Below are 22,118 nucleotides of genomic sequence, written 5' to 3'. Positions count from 1 at the left end.
TTTAAAACGAATCCTAACCTTGATGAAAGAAACAAAGTAAAAAAGAATAAAGAGAAAGACGACTTTTCATTCAAAATTGAATGAAAAGTCGCCTTTCTTGTTTTGTATCCGGTTTATAAACCGAAAAACGTAAGTTTTTCAGTGGCCTCCTTCATCTACGGAGCCTTTTTGTTAGGAAATACTATATATGTTATTAAAAATACTGATAGATTTGATTATCATGGTGAAGCTAATCGAGAGTATAAAATATTTTGTGTAAATGAAAAAATACAAAATAGAAAGAACTTTTCTAGTAGAAGGTTACATTAGGAAGTTTATACAATATTAGTTTGATATAGTTATAGTGTAAAGAAAAACTATTTTGATATAAATGAACTTTTGTTATATAATATTTTTATAATAATTGATAGAAAATATTCGTTTTTATATTAAGGGGAAATATAAGTTTTTATGAAAAATATAGATTTTATACTCGAAAGTGATGAAATGTTAAAGCCCTCTGAACGGCTCATATTGTTATTATTAGAAAAACATAGGATGCTGTATACAAATGATTTATTGGCGCTATCTAATTTATCGTATAAAACATTAACAGATTCCTTAACAGCGCTTGTTGCGAAGTCGTATGTACTGAAAGAGACAGGGAAAGGAAGAAGACAAAATTGTTATAGATTAATTTAAATAAAAAGAAAAATCTTATTTTTGATTGAAAACAAAAATAAGATTTTTCTTTTTATTTGCAATTTTTGTTTTTTAGATTTAGATACACAAAAAGCAAAAATGAATTCAAAAAATAATACAAAAGAATATGACTTCAAATAATTGTGTTATGTAAACTAAAAAGAAGCTTTTCATTCTCTATCGGAATATAACGAATTGTATTAAAGTATGTTGATACAAAAATATGATCAAAGCAAGAAATAATAGCAATTTTACCGCTGTTCGTTTTTTGAAGGCATAATTTGACAAGTAACGGATGAAGTAGCGTAAACTACAATTTTACAGCACAAAAAATAAAATATTCAGCTGAAATATAAAGATGTCGTCGAAAGCTATCTGGAATTGATTGATTAATGAGATTTTTTTATAGAGGAGCTTGTTTTATATGAGGAGAATTTAGAATCATACAAGCTCATATGGAAGGCAGTAAAATAAAATGGGTTAGGAGGATTTCAATGATGAGGAAACTCAAAAAGGTAAATGTTCCTAATACAATGCAACATCAATCGCAGTCTAACGAATATCGAGTTATAAATAAGAAAAAAATAAGGCGTTTTCTTCTCGCACTTCTATTTATTGTCTCCTCAACACTTTATGTGCAATATATACTTACAAAGCAACAGGAAATGATTCAAAAGAAGCGTGTTATAGTTGAAAAGCAACAAAAACAACTTGTATATTTAAAGAAAGATTCTGAGTATTTAGAGGCAAAGGTTGAAAATTTAACAAATAATGAGGAAGAAATTTTGCAATTTGCAAGAAAAGAGTACCATTTTTCGAAGCCGGATGAAACAATTTTCATATTACCTGAATAATTATAATTGTACATAAAAAATAGTTAGCGAGAGCTGAGTGTTTTTTTGTTACTGTTGATGTACTGTAAGTTGTTACATATATAAGGAAGATTGAAGTTTCACACTTTACTTGTATATAGAGTAGTATGAAGTGCGTCTATAAATTATATTTTTCCTAAAGGGGGTCAGTTTGAATAATTCTTGAGATAAAATATTGTAAAAATTCTGTTAATTATATATAATTTTAATAAGCACACTCTTTTTTAACGTATTTCCGAAAGAAGTCTCCTATCTTCAATGAATGTGAGGACTTAGCCCGGTGGGAGATGAATTTTGATTGGTGTTAGCCAAAGTCTTGGATCTAATTAGTATTAGATGTATGTTTATTAGCAGGAAAATAAAACTCTTGATGCAAGAGGAGGAATTCGGTCAACTAACCGATGGATTCACAGTTTATACGCTTGTTAAGAAAAATGCTACCCTTGCATAAGAAAGGAAGATACATGTGTACGCTTCTAATACGATCTACATCGTAGGGGATGCAAAAGCGCCTCAAAATAATCCGATTACTGAAAAGTTTAAAAGTTATTTTGTAGCATTCGTACTGGAGAGAGATACAGGAGAAATTATAGATGCAGATTGCTCCGCAACTATTGCCTTAACTTCTCAGTTTGTAAAGTATTTATTTTTACATAAAAATATAAACGATTCGCATCTAGCTGATGAAATTAAAGGGCGTTATTTTGGCTCATCGCAAAAGGCACTACTTGTAGCGTTAAAGGACGCACAGAAAAAATATAATCAGATTGCTGCTTTGTCTACTTCTTCATAGACAAAATCCAGCCGTAAGACGCTTTTCTTATGGCTGGATTTTTTTATTGGACAAAGAGGAAAGGGTGGGAAATTTGAAAATTATAGATGTAAAGGTAAAGCGCCGATTGATTGAACTTCATACTCCGTTTAAAACAGCGCTGCGCACTGTAACAGAGATTGAAAGTATTGACGTTTTTCTCCATATAGATAATGGAATGGTAGGAAGAGGAGCTGCTGCTCCAACTCCGGTTATTACAGGTGATTTTGCAAGTGGAATTGAAGAGGCGATTTTAGGACCGATTCGCTCTAGTTTAATAGGAAAAGAGATTGAGCAACTTCATTCCTTATTATCATATGTTCAAAAGAGTTGTATTGGAAATACGAGCGCGAAGGCAGCAGTAGATATTGCTTTATATGATGCGTATTGTCAATTTCATAACATCCCGCTTTATGCCTTATTGGGTGGAAAGAAGGAAATTTATACAGATATTACGGTAAGTGTTGATGATCCTATATCGATGGCAAAAGAAGCGAAAAAGCATGTGGAAAAAGGATTTCAAACGTTAAAGATTAAAGTTGGTCAATCCGCTCGGTTAGATTTAGAGCGAATTGAGGCCATTAAAAATATCATACCGAAGGATATTGCGCTTCGGTTGGATGCCAATCAAGGATGGGAACCGAAAGAGGCCGTTTCCATTATTAAAGAAATGGAAAAGAGAAATGTAAATATCGAATTTATCGAACAGCCTGTTCATGCGCAAGATTGGGAAGGACTGAAATATGTCAAGAATCATGTATATATACCAATTATGGCTGATGAAAGTATTTTTTCAGCGGAAGATGCATTAAAGCTTGTTCAAGGACATTATGTTGATTGCATAAACATTAAATTAATGAAATGTGGCGGGATACGCCAGGCGTGGAAAATTGCTGATGTCGCAGAAGCGGCAGGTGTGAAATGTATGATTGGCAGCATGATGGAATCATCGCTTTCTGTAACAGCCGCAGCGCATATAGCGGCTGCGCATCCGAATATTCATTATGTTGACCTTGATGCGCCGTTATGGCTAATGGAAGAGCCAGAAGGAATCAGTTATAGCGGAGCGAAGGTAAACTTACAATTTTAGAAGAGTTATTGTTTCAAAGAATGATAAACTAGCAAATGATTTTTTTAAGGAGGATTTGTATGAAAAAAGTGGGGACTACATTATTAACAAGTCTATTTCTCTTTTCATCTTTCTCAGCAGTAAGTGCGAAAGAAAGAATAGGAAATACAGCTTTCATTGATGTTGCCGCTGCAACGCTATGGACTGGTCCGAATCTACTTCGTCCCATTGATGAGCCGAGCGCAAGCAATCCTGTGGATCTATGGAAGTGGACGAAATCTATGACACTTGATGAAAAGCTTTGGTTAACAAATACAAATAAGCTGGAAACACAAGCGTTATTAGGGCAGGAAGTAACCGTTATTGAAAGGCAAGAAGAATGGGTGAAAGTCATTGTACATGGACAACCGACGCCAAGAAATGAACAAGGTTATCCAGGATGGATGCCAGAAAAACAACTAACGTATCACCAAGAATTTGCGGATAAGAAAAATCAGTCCTTTGTTTTAATTACAAAACCTACAGCCATCTTATATATCAATCCTTCCGACAAAAACAAATCGTTAGAGGTCAGTTATAATACACGTTTGCCACTTGTAAGCGAAGATACCATTTCATATCGTGTTCTATTACCAAATGGTCAAAAAGCTTGGTTACGTAAAAAAGATGGTACGGTATACCATTCACAAAATGATATACCGACGCCAACAGGGGACGATTTAGTGAATACAGGTAAATTATTTTTAGGACTGCCATATATATGGGCTGGTACAAGTGGATTTGGATTTGATTGCTCTGGATTTACACATACGATTTACCAATCACATGGTATTACCATTCCGCGTGATTCAGGCCCACAGTCAAAAGCTGGCATGGCGGTAGAAAAAGAACAGTTACAAAAAGGAGATTTAATTTTCTTTGCTCATGATGGTGGAAAAGGAAATGTTCATCATGTAGGAATGTACATTGGGGATGGAAAGATGATTCACTCTCCGAAAGCGGGAAGAACGGTTGAGATTATTCCGGTAGACACACCTGGATATATCGAAGAATATGCCGGAGCTCGGCGTTATTTACCATAATCAAAAATGATAGGAGGATGGAAATGAATCAGGTTATTCGTATTTCATTCATTAGTATGTTACTGGCTTCTTCCTTTTTAGTTGGTTGTAGTGCAGAACAATCAACGACGAATTCGAAAGAAGAGAAGAAAGTATTACAATTAACGGAAACAGGAGAAATCCCATCATTGAACTCAGGAAAAGTGACAGATGCGATTTCGTTTAACGTTTTAAACAATGTGATGGAAGGGCTATTTCGATTATCAAAAGATGATGAAGTCATTGCAGGAATGGCTCAAAATTATGAAGTGAGTCAAGATGGTAAAAGATATACATTTCATTTGCGTGAAGCAAAATGGTCAAATGGAGACCTTGTCACAGCACATGATTTTGTTTATGCATGGAAACAAGTGATCAATCCAGAAACAGCTTCACAATATGCTTATATTATGTATGATGTGAAAAATGCAGAAAAGATCAATAAACAGCAATTAGGATTAGACGAACTAGGGGTAAAAGCAATAGATAATAAAACTTTTGTTGTAGAATTAGAGCATCCTGTGCCGTACTTTACGAAGTTACTTTGTTTACCAACTTTTTATCCAATTCATGAAAAATATGCAAAGGAACAAAGAGAGAAATACGGTTTAGAAGCTGATAAAACTGTATATAATGGCCCGTTCACATTATCGGAGTGGAAACATGAAGCAAGTTTCACTATGAAAAAGAACAATCAATATTGGGATAAAAAAGAGGTAAAACTAGATGAAATCAACTATCAAATTGTAAAAGACATTTCAACTGTCGTGAATTTATATGAAACAAATAAAATTGATCGAGCTGTTATTTCAACAGAATTTGTTGATAAATATAAGAACAATAAAGAACTGAAACAATTTACGGACCCTATTATGTATTTCTTTCGTTTTAATGAAAGTGTACCGATTTTGAAAAATAAACATGCACGCCTAGCTTTAAGTATGGCTTTTGATAAAAAGGATCTTGCTACATCTTTTTTAAATGACGGATCAGAACCTGCCAATTACTATATTCCAAGTGGCTTCTTATTAGATTCAGATAATAAAGATTTTAGAGAAACGACGATGGAAATTAATAAAACAAATGTGAAACAGGCGAAAGAATATTGGGAAAAAGCAAAACAAGAAACAGGAACAAATGAAGTTACGATTGAGATGTTAAACTACGATTTAGAAAACTTTAAAAAAGTTGGAGAGTACATTAAAGAGCAGCTTGAAAAGAATCTTCCAGGTTTGACGATAAACGTAAAGTTACAACCTCATTCTCAAAAACTAGCATTAGAGAAAAAGAAAGAATATGAAATGTCATTATCACGTTGGTTACCAGATTATCCAGATCCCATGACATATTTAGAGGTTTTTCTTTCTGAAAATGGAGTGAATAATACGGGATATGCAAATCCAGAGTACGATGCATTACTGAAAAAGATAAAACTAGAGTTAGGAAATGATGAACAGGCACGCTGGAAAGCAATGCAAGATGCGGAAAAAATGTTGCTTGAAGATGCGGTCATTGCACCGGTATTTCAGCACGGATTATCGTATTTACAAAAGCCATACGTTAAGAATTTATACGTACATCAATTTGGACCAGCAACAACTTTAAAATGGACCGATATTAAAAAGTAAAGGTTATGATTTAAAGAGCAGACTTCGTTTTATACGATAGTCTGTTTTTATTTATAGATATACTTTCTCATTGCAGTGATGAAGGAGTTAGTATGGTATAATTTACTAATCTATCAGATAAAAGGGGAAATATACTTATGAGGAAGGATATAGAAACAAAGAGGCTATATATGAGACGACCAAGCATGGAAAATCGGGATGAGTTCTATGAAATCGTCAAACAAGAGGAAGTAGGTAAGTGGCTAGCAGTCGCAAGGGGAATGTTGCGAGAAGAAGCTGAGCAGTATATTGATCAACTCATTTCACATTAGAAGCAGAATGGATTTGGTGTATGGTTTTTATTTCATAAAATAAGCGGAGAATTACTTGGGCATTGCGGATTAAGATACATAGATGGAACAGAAGAGGTAGAGATTATGTATTTGCTTAATCCGAAGTTTTGGGGGAAAGGTTATGCGACTGAAGCAGCTTATGCAGCCATTCAATATGCTATTTATGATTTGAAGCTTACTACATTAAAGGCACGAATTAAAACGAAGAATATGAAGTCAAGAAATTTGTTAGAAAAGATAGGGTTTACGTATACGCATGATAGGAGGAAGAATGGGGATACATTATTACGCTTTGAGTATAAATATGTAGATTAGTGATAAATATTTTTCGGCCTAGTATATGTGTATGAAGTTGTGTTCGGAAAAAATAGGACTGGTAATAAGCTAATTTTTGTCAAAATTTTGATAGAAACAGTTTAAAATGGGGGAATTCAGATGGAGAAGTTATCACAAGAAATTATCAATTGGGTTCGAACAGAGGATAAACGAGTTGTAATCGGTATTGCAGGACATGGTGCTGCGGGAAAAACGACATTTGCGAATAAACTGAAAGAGCAATTTATGTCAAAAGAAGTAAACTATATTAATACAGATCCATATATTGTGAGTTCGAGTATTCGAAAGCACGCAATCATTCATTATACATATGAAAATAAAGAGCATCATTATAAAATGACAGCTTGCCATCCAGCTGCACATCATTTGGAATCTTTAGAAAGAGATGTTCAAATGGTTCGAGATGGACTGGATTTCTATACTATTGATACGCATTATATGGAACGTGAATTCATTTCTTCGAATCGTAAAGTGACGATTGTAGAAGGAATGAGTGTCGCATTTCTTAATTCCGATCTATTTGATTTGAAAATTTACTTTTATACAGATGGAGAAACAGAACTTATGAGAAGGACAAGTCGAGATGTTGCAGAAAGAGGGATGGACATTGAATATTTAAGGCAATCTCATGAGGAACGTCGCATACAGTATGAAGTATTCATGCACCCGTATCATGAGCGTTTGATATAATTATTAAAAATTCCGCTGAAGGATTTTGCATAGAAAAAAATACATCTGCAATATGAATAGAAAATAGGAGCAATTCTGCTCCTATTTTTGTATGGTCTTTATAAAGAGCTAGAAGAGCGAATCATAACAATGATAGCATATTTAATACACTTGTTGGGTACATATTTGATTCATGTTGAAGATAGACAATGTAGTCATCATGTTATTGGTTAGCTTTGTATTACGATAAAAAAATTATTGGTTGTTATTTTGTCTTTCATCTTGTTCTCGTTGTTCAGAAGGTTCCTCGGTTGGATCTGGTTCTTGTTCATCCTTCACGTTATTGCAACCAAATAATAGTCCTGAAGATATAACAGTAGCCATTAAAGCAAATAAATACTTTTTCTTTTTCATGGAATCGTCCCTCCTTTTTTAGTGTACTACTAGTAATGTTTCCTCAGAGATTTAAGACTATGTAAGTTTTTTATTAAAATGATTTTTTTATTTGAAATATAGGTTTGTCACAATGATAAGAGAAGGGCGTTATGATAGCGTGAATGAATTATTTTTGGAAGAGAAGAGTAATGGTTAGAGCTCAATCTGAGAATACAGATATTTTTATTTACATTTGAATGGGTTTTTGCTATACATAGAAGCAGAGGCGTATATCTTGCTCCTCTGCTTACGGTTTTACATCTAAGTTTTGTAAAAACAATGTTGCGGAAACGTATCGTTTTGCTAACATTTGTACATATGCAGTATGTACAGAAAGCGTCGCGATAATAATGGCGTTACGAATTGCTTCGCGCTGTTCATTGTTGATTTGATCAAATTGGCTGGCAATTTTGTCAGCTTTCTCTTTTACTATATTTTCAATTGTATGGATAGTGTCCGTTGCGTTTAATTGTAAACAGTTCCCTTGATTTAACTCTTCAAATAAAGAAGAGTACGCAACGTATAAATGAACGGGATTAATTAAATCATCGCTGCGGTCTGCTGGATCATTGACAATGAGTCTAAGCAGTTTCCGAATAGATTCAAAATCAAGTGCTGTTTTTAAATCTTCGACAATGAAAAGCAAAGCAGCTTGCTCAATGGAGTATTTTTTTCCCTTTTGCGGGGATCCAATCATTTCTTTTATATCGCGTTTTACCCAGTTTTGCATTGCAGTTACAGAAAAACTGGTATTTTCAATTTGATTACCAAGTGCAACGATTTCATTTAAAGAAAAGCCAACATCAGTATCTTCAATTTTTATCAACTTTTCGAAAATAGGTGAAAGTGCGGTTGTGATAAAAGCAGTTACGCTTTGTCCGCTTTCAATATCTTTTTTATGTGATTTTGCCCAAGCTTCTTGTAATATGCTAAGAGGCTTTTTTGTGTTCCATCCTCTTAAAGAAAGGAGGAGTGCTGCCATTTCGTTTCGTGTGAGATGAAATGTTTCCATCTTTTCACCTCCAAAATTATAAAAGTTCTTATGACCTTATAATATGTGTTGTTTTATGCAAAGTCAATTCCATTTTGTTTCATTTTTCCTTTGTTCTACAAAATATTAAGTAAATAACTTGCTTATTTCAAGAAAAGTTCATATAATAAGTTCATAAGAACTCTTTATATGAGTTTAAAATAAATCTATCATTCTTATTTTCAAGAAAGATAGATTTCACATATATCTATAGTAAAAGGAGAATGGATATACTATGTTGAAAAAACTCGTTTCAGTAATGACTGCATTCATGGTGATCTTTGGAGCTAGTAGCTTTGTTTTTGTAGATCATGCAGCAGCGAAAAGTTACAAATCTGGTAAAAAGTCATTTACACCAAGTTCTGGACAAAAGTCAAAAGTGAATTTAAACAAAAAAGATTCTAACGTAAATTCACAAAAGACAAATCCAGATACAAAAACGAAAGCTACAAATACAGCGCCCAAAAGTAATAAAGGAAGCTTTATGAAAGGGTTATTACTTGGTGGTTTAGGTGGGCTATTAATGGGAAGCCTATTCTCAAATATGGGCGCACTTGGTTCTATATTGGCGTTCATGGTAAATATGTTAGTAATGGCTGGTATCGTGATGTTGGCGATTCGAGCATTTAAATATTTTAAAGATCAGCGTAAGAAACAAGCGGAGGAAACAGCATGGAGAGGTTAAAGATTTCTGAACAGGAGCTAATTAATGCACTATGTGTATACATTGCTGAAAAAAGACAAGTTGCTCCTGAAGCTGTTTTAGTTGAACTGATGTACGATGATGACTATGGATTCTCCGCTGAAGTAGAAGTAAACGGTCGTCAGCAAATTTTAATCCAAGCGAATTTAATTGAAGCGCTTCGTCTATGGCTAGATCGAGAGTACAATCTCAATCCTTACGCAGCAAGACTACAGCTTGAATTAGATGATGAAGAAGGTATTATCGCATTGGCGAGTGTTAATCATTCAGATAACTAGAGTAAAAAGCTGTTGAGAGCAATCTCAACAGCTTTTTTAGTATGCACAATTTGCAAATTATTTCTGCTTAAAATGTAAGAGGGAGTGTTATTAAGTTTCGCTCGTATAAAACTGAAAAACGGGAAGTTTGAAAGGAATGATATTTTAAAATATTGTTAAAAGAACCTCGTATTTAAATGTTTTTAAGGAGTAAGTAAAATTCTTCCGCTAGTCTCTCTTCGTTCAACAGCTTCATGGGCGAGGTCAGCATCTGCAAGGGAGTAAGTTCGATCAATTTTAATAGAAAGTTTTCCGCTTTGAACCCATGTAACAAAATCGCGAATATATTGAGACCAATATTTCATATAGGGAAGACCATTTGTTCTTGTTATAAAGAGAGAACCTTTTTCTTGAAGTGTCATTAAATCGATAGGAGGAACATATCCGCTAGATTGTCCATAGTTTATCATATATCCGCCAAGAGCAAGACTATTTAAACTCGCGTCAAAAGTATCTTTACCAACACCATCATAGACAACATTTACACCTTGCCCGTTTGTAATGCGTTTTACTTCTTTTACTATATCCGACTGTGTAGAAATGATCACTTCATCAGCACCAGCCTCCATTACATAACGAGCCTTTTCTTTTTTTGATGTAACACCAATCACATGGCCACCGCGTATTTTTGCCATTTGGCATAAAAAGAGTCCGATTCCACCGGCTGCCGCATGAATTAAGCACCAATCTTCTTTTTTGATCGGATAGGCATAGTTCGTAAATGCCCAAGCTAGAAACCCTTGGATTAATCCTGCAGCTGCATGTTCAAAACTGATTTCATCTGGAATAGGGATTACTCTTTGAGATGAAATTAAAACATGACTCGCATAAGTGCCGCTTCCTCCAGCACAGACTACGCGATCTCCAACTTGAATGGTCTCTACATTTGGACCAATTGCTTCGACAGTACCGACGCCTTGACTACCTAAAGTAACGGGGAAGGTATGGGAGATTCCGCCCTTTTTTTGATAAAAATTTTGTGTTACTAAATCACCCCGCCGATGTTGAATATCTAAAAAATTGACGGAAGCAAATGCAATTCGTACAATTACTTCTCCAGAACCGGGAATGGGAATTGCTTGTTCTTCTAATTTCATAACTTTTGAAGTACCGAATTCGTACATACATACTTTTTGCATAACATTATTTTTAATCATATGTTCATCTCCTTTAACATTATTGTTTCCAAGAAACATTTAAGTTTCTTGGAAACAATAATAAATATATATTCAAGTTTTGTCAAATTGTTTCTCGGAAACTTTAATCTTCTACCCCTTCTTGATATACTAATAAAAACACAAATGTAAAGGAGTTTTTTTATGGCATCGGCTTTTAACAATGATAAAAATATATTAATAAAGCAAATCGTGAACTTAACGGGAGAACTGGCTAAAAAGTGGGGACAGGAAGAGGATGAGGAGAGAGAATGGTTACTTCAAAATTGTAAAAATCCTCATATTGCTACATTGTTAAAAGAAGTAACAGTAAAAATGCTTCATGTTCTTGATGCGATTGGAAAGCATGAACCGGTTAATGGAATTACAATCGCATCTGAAACGGGGATTCCAAAGGGGAGTGTATCGAAAATGACTCGCCGATTAATGAATAAAAATTTGATTGTGACAGAAACCATTCCAAATAATAAAAAGGAAATTTTATTTAAAACAACTTCTTTAGGAAAAGAGTTATTTCATTTACATCAAGCATTACATCAAGAAATAAATAAAGGGGTTGTACAATTTTTAAGTAGATACACACAGGAAGAACTGCAATTTGTTACCCGTTTTTTAAGTGATACTTTAGAAGCATCATGGGTAACAATGGAAGAGAATCTAGTGGATGAAAATAAAAATCATAAAGGTTGAGCAACTTTTGTTTGAGAAAGTTTAATTTCGGTTCTATGGACAAGTTCCCTTCGTTTATACTTGATGTAGAGAAGATGACTAGGCAACTTAAGCAGAGTTATTTTCGTTTATGGATAGGGAGGGAACCGCGTGATGAAAAAGAAAAAATGGCAAAGTATGAAGAAAGTTATTCTCAGTTGTGGAATTATACTAACAGGAGTGATAACATTTGGTTTTGCAGAAAAGGCGTCTGCACATGGGTATGTGGAATCACCTTCTAGTCGTTCGTATTTATGCAGCAAAGGTGTAAATGTAAATTGTGGTCCAATTCAATATGAACCGCAAAGTGTAGAAGGAGTAGGGGGATTTCCGCAATCAGGTCCAGTTGATGGACAAATTGCGGGTGCTGGAAATTTCCCGAATTTAGACGTCCAAACCGCTGAGCGATGGAAAAAAGTAACGATTCAAGGGGGAAAGAATGAATTCAAGTGGAAATTAACTGCTCCGCATAGTACGAAAGAGTGGAAATATTATATAACGAAAAAAGATTGGAACCCGAATAAGCCATTGTCACGTTCTCAATTAGATTTAATACCATTCTATGTGAAAAATGATGGGGGAGTAAAACCAGGAGTAACAGTAACGCATGAAGCAAATGTACCAACTGATCGCAGTGGATACCATCTTATTTTAGCTGTTTGGGAAATTGCGGATACAGGGAATGCCTTTTATCAAGTAATGGATGTAAATCTTGTTAATAATGGCGTTACGTCTATCATGCATCATGCTTCACACGACAATTAAATCAAATAAAGAAAGGTCATTTTTGTATAGAATGACCTTTCTTCACGTCTGACTGGAAGCGAATGTTTTCGACACAGCAACTACTTCTTTGGCATAGCATTTTGCTTTGTACGCTAACATGGTTCTAAATTGTGAACATGATGCTTCGCTAATTTGTGATTCTTGAGCACATTTGACACTTGCAAATCTTCCATACAAATCACACCGTAGTTTTTGATGATGTCAGCAGAGACTTTATGCAAGTAATCCGCCTTTAAATTCATCATTTCCTATCATTTTATTACATATTTGATTCTATTTTTATTTGAAAAGAAGAGAAACTTGATTTTATTTATAAAAAAATCTGCTTAAAATATTGTCATATTTGCTTCTTTAAGATATCCTTTTGATGAAGAGGTGGAAATCATGGAAAAAGTACTAGTTTTCGGGCATAAAAACCCAGATACAGATGCAATTTGTTCTGCAATTGCTTATGCAGAACTAAAAAAAGAATTAGGAATGAATGCTGAGCCTGTACGTTTAGGTGAGATCAGCGGTGAAACTCAATTTGCGTTAGATTATTTTAAAGTAGAAGGACCGCGTTTTGTTGAGACAGTAGCAAACGAAGTGGACAACGTTATTTTAGTTGACCATAACGAACGTCAACAAAGTGCTAACGATATCGAATCTGTTCGTGTGTTAGAAGTTATCGATCATCATCGTATTGCTAACTTTGAAACGAGCGATCCTTTATACTATCGTTGTGAGCCAGTTGGTTGTACAGCTACAATCTTAAACAAAATGTACAAAGAAAATGGCGTTGCAATTCGTAAAGAAATTGCAGGTTTAATGTTATCTGCAATTATCTCAGATTCTTTATTGTTTAAATCACCAACTTGCACAGAACAAGACGTAGCTGCAGCTCGTGAATTGGCTGAAATCGCTGGCGTTGATGCAGAAAGCTACGGCTTAGAAATGTTAAAAGCTGGTGCAGATTTAAGTGGTAAAACAATGGAGCAATTAATTTCTCTTGACGCAAAAGAATTCCAAATGGGTAACGCGAAAGTTGAAATTGCACAAGTAAACGCTGTTGATACAAACGACGTTCTTGTACACCAAGCAGAATTAGAAAAAGTTATTTCTGCAGTAGTAGAAGAGAAAGGATTAGATTTATTCTTATTCGTTGTAACAGATATCTTAACAAACGATTCTGTCGGCCTTGCGATCGGGAAAGCAGCAAATGCTGTTGAAAAAGCATACAACGTAACATTAGAAAACAACACAGCTACTTTAAAAGGTGTTGTATCTCGTAAAAAACAAATCGTTCCTGTATTAACAGAAACATTCCAAGCTCTATAATAGTAGGGATGGATGAAAAGAAGGACAAGTAACCTATGGTTTGCTTGTCCTTTTTATATAACCTTTCTTTGTACACTGTCGATTGTGACAGTTTTTTTGATGAAGTAAAAGTATTATGATTGAAATATGGAAAAAGATATAAGATGAGGTAGCAGTTGATGATGAAACGATTATGTATTATTCCCTGTGGGAAAAAGAAAATTTGGGATAAGTACCCAAGTCAAGGTCCAACAAAAGCGAAAGACGTTTATATTAGCTCGTTTGGAAAAGCATGTCAGGCATATGCGGGAATGTTTTTTGAGGATTGGGTAATATTATCGGCAAAGCATGGATTTTTAAGACCAAATGACATTGTAACAGAAAACTATGATCTCGCTTTTGACTCGAAGAGTGACGAGATTGTTAATGTAGAGCAACTCAAAAAACAAATGGTGGATAAAGGATTGCTAGAGTTCGATGAAATTGTTCTACTAGCGGGAAAGAAACATAAAAAAGTAGTCACAAAACTATATCCAGAAGATAGGATTACATATCCATTAGCAGGATGCAAAGGGATTGGATATATGCTTCAGAGATTGAAAGGTGCTGTGGAAAAGGGAGAAGAGATTTAGTGTTTTCTCTTTTGCATTTTGCCTAAGATTGCTAGAATTATACTTGAGTCTTTGCGGTAGGAAATCATCGGCTAATAAATCTTCATTTCATCAAAAAGCTGACTTGCTATATTAAAAGTCAGCTTTTTTCATTGTTATTAATTATAAGGAGTTGTTTTTTATACATATAGAGTGGAATAAAGAAGAAAATTACTAGTACTCGTGAAGTTAAATTATCTGATAATTATTTCTCAATATAAATCAGGAATTAATATGCTCTTTAGCTGGAGTGTTCATGGTAAAATTTAGATAATATTCTTGAAAAAGGAGGTCTCGTATGGGAATAAAGACTATCGCCGACAAAGGGTATGATTTATTAGACGAATGGTACCAGAAAATGCTTTCTCAACAATTAGATCAAGCAATGGTTCTAAAAAAAGCGATGGATGATAAATTTAATAATATGAAGAAGCATACAGATTCTTTTATTTATTACTCTTTATTAAACTTTAGATATCAGATGTTAACCGGCGATTTCGAAAAAAGTCTTGAAGGATTTGACTACATAAAAGATATGCCAGATTGCTTTTTGAAATATTATTATCATTTCTTTCATTTTATTTATCACACTGAAACTGGAAACTATAATTGTGCAGAATACCATCGGGAACTCGCAGCTAATCTACTGGATATGATGCCAAATGAAGCTGAAACAGCGGAGTACCATTATCGGATTGCCCTATACCATTATTATTTATCACAACCAACATTAGCGATTCATTACGCTACAAAGGCCCTTGAGTATTTTTCAAGTCAAGAAGGCTACGAAACAAAAGTTGGAGCATGTAAAAATACTTTAGGCATGGCTTGCGTTACATTAGAACAATTTGAGATGGCAGAAGAATATTTGATTGCTGCTTTAAATATTCTTGAACGAAATAATGAAGAAAAAGCAGCTTTGACCGTTCGTTATAACTTAGGTTTATTCTATGCCGATCAAAATCTTTCAGAATTAGCAGTGCGGCATCTTACAGATGTATTTGAAAAATTTACTTATCCAAGAGCACCCTATCAAAAAAGAGGGATGTATGTGTTAGCACGTGAACACTTCAAACTAGGAAATCTAGCAGAGGCTCAATTTTATATCCATGAAGGCCTACAGTGTTGTACAGAAGAATACGATCATCATTTTACAATCTTAAAAACGATGATTGAAAATAAATCAATTACAAATCTAGAGAAATGTATTTTAGAAGGGATTTCTTACTTTAAAAAACAAGATTTATGGAAAGATGTACAGATTTATAGCGAACTATTAGCTATCAAATGGTATAATATGGGTATGAAAGAAAAAGCAAGTGACTATTATCATATGAGTCACGAAGCTAAAAATTTATTAAAAGAAAAGGGGCGTTTAAAATGAAAAAGATTAAAATTGCATTGTTAGGTTTAATGAGTGTTGCAGTAGTATCATTTGGTTTAAATAGTCCTATTACAAAAGATAATGCTTCTTCTGAATTAAAGTATGAAACAGTATCATACATGTCAGAACATGGTGGTGGAATCTAATAAATAAATGCATTTACCCTCACAAGTATTTGACTCGCTATAAAGTCACATAGTATTAGATGGTGACAAAAAGCAACTCTAAAAAATCTAGAGTTGCTTTTTTATATTATTTTAGAACACGAATCTTTTGTTGGGAATGAAGAAGGGACAATATAATTCTAAACATTCCGAAGCATGAAAGGGACAAGAGTGATATCAAGAATTCATATAAGGGAAGATAAATTGTTGATGTATAAAAAGAGGGGGAGAAAAAGATTCCCCCCTTACTTATAAAAGAATCGTTTATGATATACTAGAAAATATTATCTATCATGTATGACTTGTTTCATAAGCTGTCTAATCTCTTTAACTGGTGGCTTTTTATCATATAGATCAATGTGTGAAAAATAGTAATTTAAATTTCTAACGAGGCCTTTTCCTACTTTTGCGCTTAGGAAAGGGAATACTTGTCCGGTATAGTCGTCGAGCGATTTACAATAATATTTTTCATCTAAGTAAATACTATATTTACAGGTTAATTCTACGAGCGGATTTCCTTCAGAATCATAAACTTCTTTTGATTCTAAAATATCTATTAGTGCAAACCTATCATTTAAATAAACTCTTTTTTTCTTCTCTAGCTTATTAGAAAGAATAAAGGCGAGACCTATGGCGTTAATCAATCTGTTTCCTCCCAAAAAATATAAAAAGATATTAATAAAATATATGGTTATACGTGAAATGTAAAGGAGAAAATGTAAGTATCAAAAAGCTAATAAGTCATGTTGGAGAGAACAAAGAAAAGAAGATTCGTACCTATATAGAAACAGATGCAAGAAATTTCAAAAAAGTCAAAGAGACCTACTTCCCGCAGATAGGTCTCTTTAACTAGATAATGTTGACGAGTCATAACTCATCTGGAGTACTTTGATTATAACAAATTGAAAGAAGGTTTTGTATTGAGAAAAAAATGAACATAAATGGATTAGCACAACCTATATACATGGAAAAACATAAGAGTGAAATCAAAAAAGACCCGCAAATACAAATACATTACGGGTCGTAAGAAGGGGTTTTGTATCCAACAGATTAATTACATATTAACGATTGCAAAGTGTGAAGTCTATAAGGATGATGTTGAGAAAGTTTTTAATTATGTCCATAACTGTTTGATCTTTTTTAAAAAGAAATAAACAATCTTTTTGTATGAAAATAATGGTTCATATTTATAATGTGACTCATCTTTCCATGTGTTATCATACGAGGATTTTCTTTGTTTATTTGAAAGCGGAAACGCAATTACATTATTTTTTTGTTTCATATATAAACCTCCCTTATAGTAATGCGTATCGTTTTAGGGAAGGAATATTCTAATTTTTATGTTGCACATGTTTCTATGTACCACTTAATTGTGAATGGATTGCGCTACGTTTATATAATGAGCACAATAAAAACTACCGAATAGCACACGTATGAAAATAATGATAAAAATAAGTGGATTTCTTCATTTTTACATGAAGGTTTTGCAATGATATAGAAATATAAGGCGAAATAGTGAGAGCGACACTGATGGAAAATTGATGATATAATATGAGCTAGATGAAAGATTAAGAAAAGCAGGTGAATTTTTGTTGTTTACAAAAGCACAAGAACTTTTATCCTCTTATTTTGGCTACTCGTCATTTCGCAGAGGACAAGATGAAACAATTAAAAATGTATTGGATGGGAAAGATACAGTTTGTATTATGCCAACAGGTGGCGGGAAATCGATTTGTTATCAAATTCCTGCATTGGTATTTGAGGGGACGACTTTAGTGATTTCACCTTTGATTTCACTTATGAAAGATCAGGTAGATACACTTGTACAAAATGGGATTTCAGCCACATATATTAATAGTTCTATTTCGATAACAGAAGCGAATCAGCGTATACAGTTAGCGAAGCAAGGGCATTATAAATTGCTTTATGTTGCACCGGAGCGTCTCGATTCGATGGAATTTGTGGATCAATTAATCGATATGAAAATACCGATGATCGCAATTGATGAAGCCCACTGTATTTCACAATGGGGACATGATTTCCGTCCAAGTTATTTACATATACATCGCATATTAGATTACTTGCCAGAAAAGCCAATCGTGCTCGCGTTAACTGCAACTGCAACGCCGCAAGTACGAGAAGACATTTGCCGTGCATTAGACATTGATCCTACTCATACGATCATGACAACGTTTGAGAGAGAAAACTTATCATTCTCTGTTATAAAAGGACAAGATCGCAATGCATATTTGAAAGAATATATTCGGCAAAACCAAAAAGAATCTGGAATCATTTATGCGGCAACGCGAAAAGTCGTAGACCAGCTATATGAAGAACTAAGTAAGGCCGGCGTTTCTGTTGCGCGCTATCACGCTGGGATGAGCGACTATGAACGTGATGAACAACAAGAACGTTTTTTGCGAGATGAAGTCAGTGTCATGGTCGCAACATCGGCATTTGGTATGGGAATTGATAAATCGAATATAAGATATGTAATTCATTATCAACTTCCGAAAAATATGGAAAGCTATTATCAAGAAGCAGGTCGTGCTGGTCGTGATGGATTAGATAGTGAATGTATTTTGTTATATTCCTCTCAAGATGTACAAGTGCAACGTTTTTTAATTGATCAATCGACGGGAGAGTCACGTTTCTCAAATGAATTAGAGAAATTGCAGTACATGACCGATTATTGCCATACGGAACAATGTTTACAATCTTTTATTCTAGATTACTTTGGCGAAGTGCCAGAAGGGGATTGTGGCCGCTGTGGAAATTGTACAGATGAGCGTGAAAGTATTGATGTAACTAGAGAAGCGCAAATGGTTTTATCCTGTATGATTCGAACGAATCAACGCTTTGGAAAACAAATGATTGCACAAGTGTTAACAGGATCAAAAAATAAAAAAGTGCTTGAATTTCGTTTTCATACACTTCCAACGTATGGGCTTTTATCAGATCGCAGTGTAAAAGAAGTGAGTGAATTTATTGAGTTTTTAATTTCGGATGAATTAATTGCGGTAGAGCATGGAACGTATCCAACATTAAAAGTAACCGCAAAAGGAAAAGAAGTATTGCTTGGAAACGAACGTGTACTGCGTAAAGAAAGAGTAGAAACAAGACAAATTGTACAGGACCATCCGCTTTTCGAAGTGCTTCGTGAAATTCGAAAAGAGATTGCACAAAGCGAAGGGGTACCGCCATTTGTTATTTTTTCTGATCAAACGTTAACAGATATGTGTGCGAAAATGCCGAAAAACGAGACAGAACTCCTGCAAGTAAAAGGAATAGGCGAGCATAAACTGGCGAAGTACGGTTCTCACTTTTTACAAGCAGTGCTTCATTTTATGGAAGAAAATCCGAATTACGAAGAAACATTAAAAACAGAAGTTGTGACTGAGCGAAAAAAATTAGGGAAAGCTTCTAAAAACTCTCATTTAGAAACGTATGAAATGTATGAGCGGGGCACTGAACTCAGTGAGATTGCAAAAGTAAGAGGGTTATCGCGTCAAACGGTAGAAAATCATTTAATTCGTTGTTCGGAAGAAGGGATGAAAGTAGAGTGGGAAAGCTTTGTGCCAACAGAGTATAAATCACTTATCGAATCAGCAGTTCAACATGCAGAGGGCGGTTTAAAGTCAATAAAAGAACAGCTCCCAGATGAAGTGAGTTATTTTATGATTCGGGCTTATTTACAAATAAGAAAGTAGAGAAAATATAAAGGGGATTGTTGTCATTTTATAATATTATGAGTATACGCACATAAATTAACAAGGTGTTTCATGGAACAAGGATTACAAAAATTATGTTAGTCATTATGTTTTGATGATAAAGGTTAGGGTGTAAGAATAGAGGAGAAGTTGTTCTTGAAAAATTCAATATAGATACAGAAGTTACTCCTTCGAAATTATATGAATTAAATTAGGTTATACATAATGATAATTAACACCTCTTTAGAAATAAAAAAGGAGCGAATGATTTCGCCCCTTTTTATCGTTTGAATTCTACGTAAAATTTATTATCAATTATTCCGAAAGCAACTTTACTGTGCAGAGAGAATACAGTTGTTTCATTTACAATAAAGTCATTAAAAAAATAATATAATTGTTTAAAAACCTTTCTTCTACTAACGGAGTAAATTAGCTCAATAAGGAATCAAAAGAAGAACTTGTAGTTTCTGAAGAAATGGAAAAAAAGAAAGATTTTAAATACAAAGTAGGCTCTGTTATACATAGGTAGAGAGAGAGTATAATTCATTTGTGATAAACTAGGAATAGTTTGAATTTTTTGGGAATGAGTAGAGGATTATAAAGTGTGTTTTTTTTTGCCAATTCCTATGTGTCTTATTCTATGGAGGAAATATGCTTGAAAATAATTTTAAAATTCGTAATATTCCTGTGATTTTATGGGGAGATAAGAGTGAAAAATTTTTTATTGCAGTACATGGAAATATGTCAAATAAGGAAGATGCAGTTATTCAAATATTAGCTGAAGAAGCCAATCAAAAAGGTTATCAAGTGTTAAGCTTTGATTTACCTGAGCATGGAGAAAGAAAAAATGATACTACTCCTTGCAAAGTACAGTTTTGTGTCAGCGAATTATCTATAATTATGAATTACGCAAAAGAACATTGGAAAGAAGTAAGCGTGTTTGCATGTAGTATGGGAGCTTATTTTAGCCTTTTAGCCTATCAAAATGATTTGTTAGAAAAGGCATTATTTTTATCACCAGTAGTTAATATGGAACGAATTATCGAAAATATGATGAAATGGTTTCATGTAACACCAGAGCTTTTGCAAAAAGAAATGACTATAGAGACACCCATTGGTCAAAAGTTATATTGGGATTATTTATGCTATGTAAAAGAACATCCTATTCATACATGGAATACAGATACATATATTATGTATGGAGCCAAGGATAAACTGTGCGAATTTGAAACTATTAACTATTTTACAAAAAAACATCGTTGTAAATTAGAAGTCATAGAAACAGGTGAACATTATTTTCATACTGAAGAACAGTTAAAGATATTTAAGCAGTGGCTACAAAAACATATTTAGTGCAATAAGAATGAAACAACTTTATTAATGATTTTTGAGTGCAAATACCTTAAAAATTTTATTATGATTCTCGATGTAACAAAAATAAGAATATTTTGATGGTTATTTAGTTAAGAAAAGAGGCGGAAAGCTATCAAAAGGGGGATTATACGTATGGCTATAAATCACGAATTCGGTATAATTCATAATATCAATAATCAAAAGACTTACAAGAGTTACAATCCAGATGTATATAACTGTATTTCTGTAAATGATGATATTCTTACAAACTTATTTGAACCTTTATCGATAATGAAGACATATTTTCATACGTTAGATCGTCCTAAATATGGTTTGGCAAATTGGGGGATTACGATTATTCCACCTGAATCATTATCTCAATTTTTAGATATAGTTATATCTTCCAAAGATATGAAGAAATCGATTGAACTGAACGAATTGGCTAACAAAATTATTCAAGCAAAAGAAGAGAATAAATATATGATTCACTTTGGAATTTAAAAAGGAGAGAAAGAAATTGAGTACTATCACAAAAGTTATGAAAAAAGAAGATTGGGAAGCAGCACAAATAAGCGGGGAAATTAAGGAGGCATCACTTGCAGAAAAACACTTTCGTACTGAAAAGGAATTAGTCTTACTTTTAATAGATTCCACACGTGTTCAAGCAGAAACAAAATATGAAAAATCATCAAATGGTCAAGAGTATCCACATGTATATGGAACTATACATATCGATGCTGTTATAGATGCTATTCCTTTTTATCGAGAACATGGTGCATTTATTTTGCCAAACAGCATTTTGTTGAATTGATAGGGAAAACTTGAAAATTAATGATTGGATGTTGAAAAGTGCTAAAAAGAAAATGAGAAGGAGAACATGTATTGAAATTTACACAACAAAATAATGCA

The 22,118-nt window shown here is 33.7% G+C and carries 23 protein-coding genes and 3 pseudogenes; 20 read left to right on the top strand and 6 right to left on the bottom strand.

What is annotated here, in order from left to right:
* Positions 1-450: 450 nt before the first annotated feature.
* The 8 genes and pseudogenes from MR056_RS03610 (at position 451) to MR056_RS03575 (ending at position 7,575) form a co-directional block, all read left to right on the top strand.
* Positions 451-681 carry a hypothetical protein gene (locus tag MR056_RS03610; RefSeq protein WP_012094417.1) on the top strand — a complete coding sequence of 77 codons (231 nt, stop codon included), beginning with the start codon at positions 451-453 and terminating at the stop codon, positions 679-681.
* 497 nt (positions 682-1,178) lie between these two features.
* Positions 1,179-1,535: an FtsB family cell division protein gene (locus tag MR056_RS03605; RefSeq protein ID WP_048723108.1), complete on the top strand. Its 357-nt coding sequence runs from the start codon at positions 1,179-1,181 to the stop codon at positions 1,533-1,535.
* Positions 1,536-2,019: 484 nt separating this feature from the next.
* Positions 2,020-2,346, top strand: coding sequence for a DUF3870 domain-containing protein (locus MR056_RS03600; protein ID WP_048723041.1), 327 nt, complete (start codon positions 2,020-2,022; stop codon positions 2,344-2,346).
* Positions 2,347-2,419: 73 nt separating this feature from the next.
* On the top strand, positions 2,420-3,454 hold the full coding sequence (locus MR056_RS03595; RefSeq protein ID WP_048723107.1) for a dipeptide epimerase: 1,035 nt from the start codon (positions 2,420-2,422) through the stop codon (positions 3,452-3,454).
* 59 nt (positions 3,455-3,513) lie between these two features.
* A complete protein-coding gene (locus MR056_RS03590; protein ID WP_012094413.1) occupies positions 3,514-4,515 on the top strand; it encodes a C40 family peptidase in 1,002 nt (333 codons plus the stop codon).
* Between the two features lie 23 nt (positions 4,516-4,538).
* Positions 4,539-6,161, top strand: a complete 1,623-nt coding sequence (locus tag MR056_RS03585; RefSeq protein ID WP_048723040.1) for a peptide ABC transporter substrate-binding protein — start codon at positions 4,539-4,541, stop codon at positions 6,159-6,161.
* 137 nt (positions 6,162-6,298) lie between these two features.
* Positions 6,299-6,808 (top strand): annotated as a pseudogene (locus MR056_RS03580) (GNAT family N-acetyltransferase).
* Between the two features lie 120 nt (positions 6,809-6,928).
* A pseudogene (locus tag MR056_RS03575) lies at positions 6,929-7,575 on the top strand (uridine kinase family protein).
* Positions 7,576-7,753: 178 nt separating this feature from the next.
* On the opposite strand, the gene MR056_RS03570 reads toward MR056_RS03575, so the two are convergent.
* Positions 7,754-7,912 (bottom strand): hypothetical protein, encoded by a 159-nt coding sequence (locus MR056_RS03570; protein WP_012094410.1) that lies wholly within the window; start codon positions 7,910-7,912, stop codon positions 7,754-7,756.
* Positions 7,913-8,180: 268 nt separating this feature from the next.
* Positions 8,181-8,945, bottom strand: coding sequence for a DUF1836 domain-containing protein (locus MR056_RS03565; protein ID WP_012094409.1), 765 nt, complete (start codon positions 8,943-8,945; stop codon positions 8,181-8,183).
* A gap of 253 nt (positions 8,946-9,198) precedes the next feature.
* Between MR056_RS03565 and MR056_RS03560 the strand changes: the two genes are divergently transcribed.
* Both MR056_RS03560 and MR056_RS03555 read left to right on the top strand, forming a co-directional pair.
* Entirely contained in the window at positions 9,199-9,648 is a 450-nt protein-coding gene (locus MR056_RS03560) for a hypothetical protein (protein WP_012094408.1), read from the top strand.
* The gene (locus MR056_RS03555) at positions 9,636-9,944 is read left to right on the top strand and encodes a YxcD family protein (protein WP_012094407.1); all 309 of its coding nucleotides are present in this window, start codon (positions 9,636-9,638) and stop codon (positions 9,942-9,944) included. The genes MR056_RS03560 and MR056_RS03555 overlap by 13 nt, the downstream gene beginning before the upstream one ends.
* 182 nt (positions 9,945-10,126) lie before the next feature.
* Here MR056_RS03555 and MR056_RS03550 read toward each other — a convergent pair whose 3' ends face one another.
* Complete coding sequence (locus tag MR056_RS03550; protein ID WP_048723038.1) at positions 10,127-11,140, bottom strand: quinone oxidoreductase family protein; 1,014 nt, start codon at positions 11,138-11,140, stop codon at positions 10,127-10,129.
* 162 nt (positions 11,141-11,302) lie between these two features.
* Between MR056_RS03550 and MR056_RS03545 the strand changes: the two genes are divergently transcribed.
* On the top strand, positions 11,303-11,848 hold the full coding sequence (locus MR056_RS03545; protein ID WP_012094405.1) for a MarR family transcriptional regulator: 546 nt from the start codon (positions 11,303-11,305) through the stop codon (positions 11,846-11,848).
* A gap of 132 nt (positions 11,849-11,980) precedes the next feature.
* Positions 11,981-12,631 (top strand): lytic polysaccharide monooxygenase, encoded by a 651-nt coding sequence (locus tag MR056_RS03540; protein WP_012094404.1) that lies wholly within the window; start codon positions 11,981-11,983, stop codon positions 12,629-12,631.
* 48 nt (positions 12,632-12,679) lie between these two features.
* Here the strand turns inward: MR056_RS03540 and MR056_RS03535 are convergent.
* Positions 12,680-12,891 (bottom strand): annotated as a pseudogene (locus MR056_RS03535) (IS200/IS605 family accessory protein TnpB-related protein); the annotation flags it as partial.
* Positions 12,892-13,036: 145 nt separating this feature from the next.
* Between MR056_RS03535 and ppaC the strand changes: the two are divergent.
* From ppaC to MR056_RS03515, 4 genes are all read left to right on the top strand, one after another.
* On the top strand, positions 13,037-13,969 hold the full coding sequence (ppaC, locus tag MR056_RS03530) for a manganese-dependent inorganic pyrophosphatase (protein ID WP_012094402.1): 933 nt from the start codon (positions 13,037-13,039) through the stop codon (positions 13,967-13,969).
* Between the two features lie 161 nt (positions 13,970-14,130).
* Positions 14,131-14,580: a DUF6884 domain-containing protein gene (locus MR056_RS03525; RefSeq protein WP_041810389.1), complete on the top strand. Its 450-nt coding sequence runs from the start codon at positions 14,131-14,133 to the stop codon at positions 14,578-14,580.
* Between the two features lie 316 nt (positions 14,581-14,896).
* Complete coding sequence (locus MR056_RS03520; protein ID WP_012094400.1) at positions 14,897-15,982, top strand: response regulator aspartate phosphatase; 1,086 nt, start codon at positions 14,897-14,899, stop codon at positions 15,980-15,982.
* On the top strand, positions 15,979-16,128 hold the full coding sequence (locus tag MR056_RS03515) for a Phr family secreted Rap phosphatase inhibitor (RefSeq protein WP_012094399.1): 150 nt from the start codon (positions 15,979-15,981) through the stop codon (positions 16,126-16,128). The genes MR056_RS03520 and MR056_RS03515 overlap by 4 nt, the downstream gene beginning before the upstream one ends.
* 302 nt (positions 16,129-16,430) lie before the next feature.
* Here the strand turns inward: MR056_RS03515 and MR056_RS03510 are convergent, their stop codons facing one another.
* Positions 16,431-16,790 carry a hypothetical protein gene (locus MR056_RS03510; protein ID WP_012094398.1) on the bottom strand — a complete coding sequence of 120 codons (360 nt, stop codon included), beginning with the start codon at positions 16,788-16,790 and terminating at the stop codon, positions 16,431-16,433.
* A 470-nt stretch (positions 16,791-17,260) separates the two neighbouring features.
* A complete protein-coding gene (locus MR056_RS03505) occupies positions 17,261-17,428 on the bottom strand; it encodes a hypothetical protein (RefSeq protein ID WP_164468628.1) in 168 nt (55 codons plus the stop codon).
* 310 nt (positions 17,429-17,738) lie between these two features.
* Between MR056_RS03505 and recQ the strand changes: the two genes are divergently transcribed.
* The 4 genes from recQ to MR056_RS03485 all read left to right on the top strand — a co-directional run bounded on the left by recQ (position 17,739) and on the right by MR056_RS03485 (position 22,020).
* Positions 17,739-19,856, top strand: a complete 2,118-nt coding sequence (gene recQ / locus MR056_RS03500) for a DNA helicase RecQ (RefSeq protein ID WP_041809749.1) — start codon at positions 17,739-17,741, stop codon at positions 19,854-19,856.
* Between the two features lie 651 nt (positions 19,857-20,507).
* A complete protein-coding gene (locus tag MR056_RS03495; RefSeq protein WP_048723031.1) occupies positions 20,508-21,209 on the top strand; it encodes an alpha/beta hydrolase in 702 nt (233 codons plus the stop codon).
* 153 nt (positions 21,210-21,362) lie between these two features.
* Positions 21,363-21,710 (top strand): hypothetical protein, encoded by a 348-nt coding sequence (locus MR056_RS03490; RefSeq protein ID WP_012094395.1) that lies wholly within the window; start codon positions 21,363-21,365, stop codon positions 21,708-21,710.
* Between the two features lie 16 nt (positions 21,711-21,726).
* Positions 21,727-22,020, top strand: coding sequence for a DUF952 domain-containing protein (locus MR056_RS03485; protein WP_242136517.1), 294 nt, complete (start codon positions 21,727-21,729; stop codon positions 22,018-22,020).
* The last annotated feature ends 98 nt before the right edge of the window (positions 22,021-22,118 follow it).

Source organism: Bacillus cereus group sp. BfR-BA-01360 (assembly GCF_022663595.1).
Lineage (GTDB): Bacteria > Bacillota > Bacilli > Bacillales > Bacillaceae_G > Bacillus_A > Bacillus_A cytotoxicus.
The sequence above is the reverse complement of the archived record's forward strand: the minus strand, read 5'-3'. Positions and strand labels throughout refer to the sequence as shown.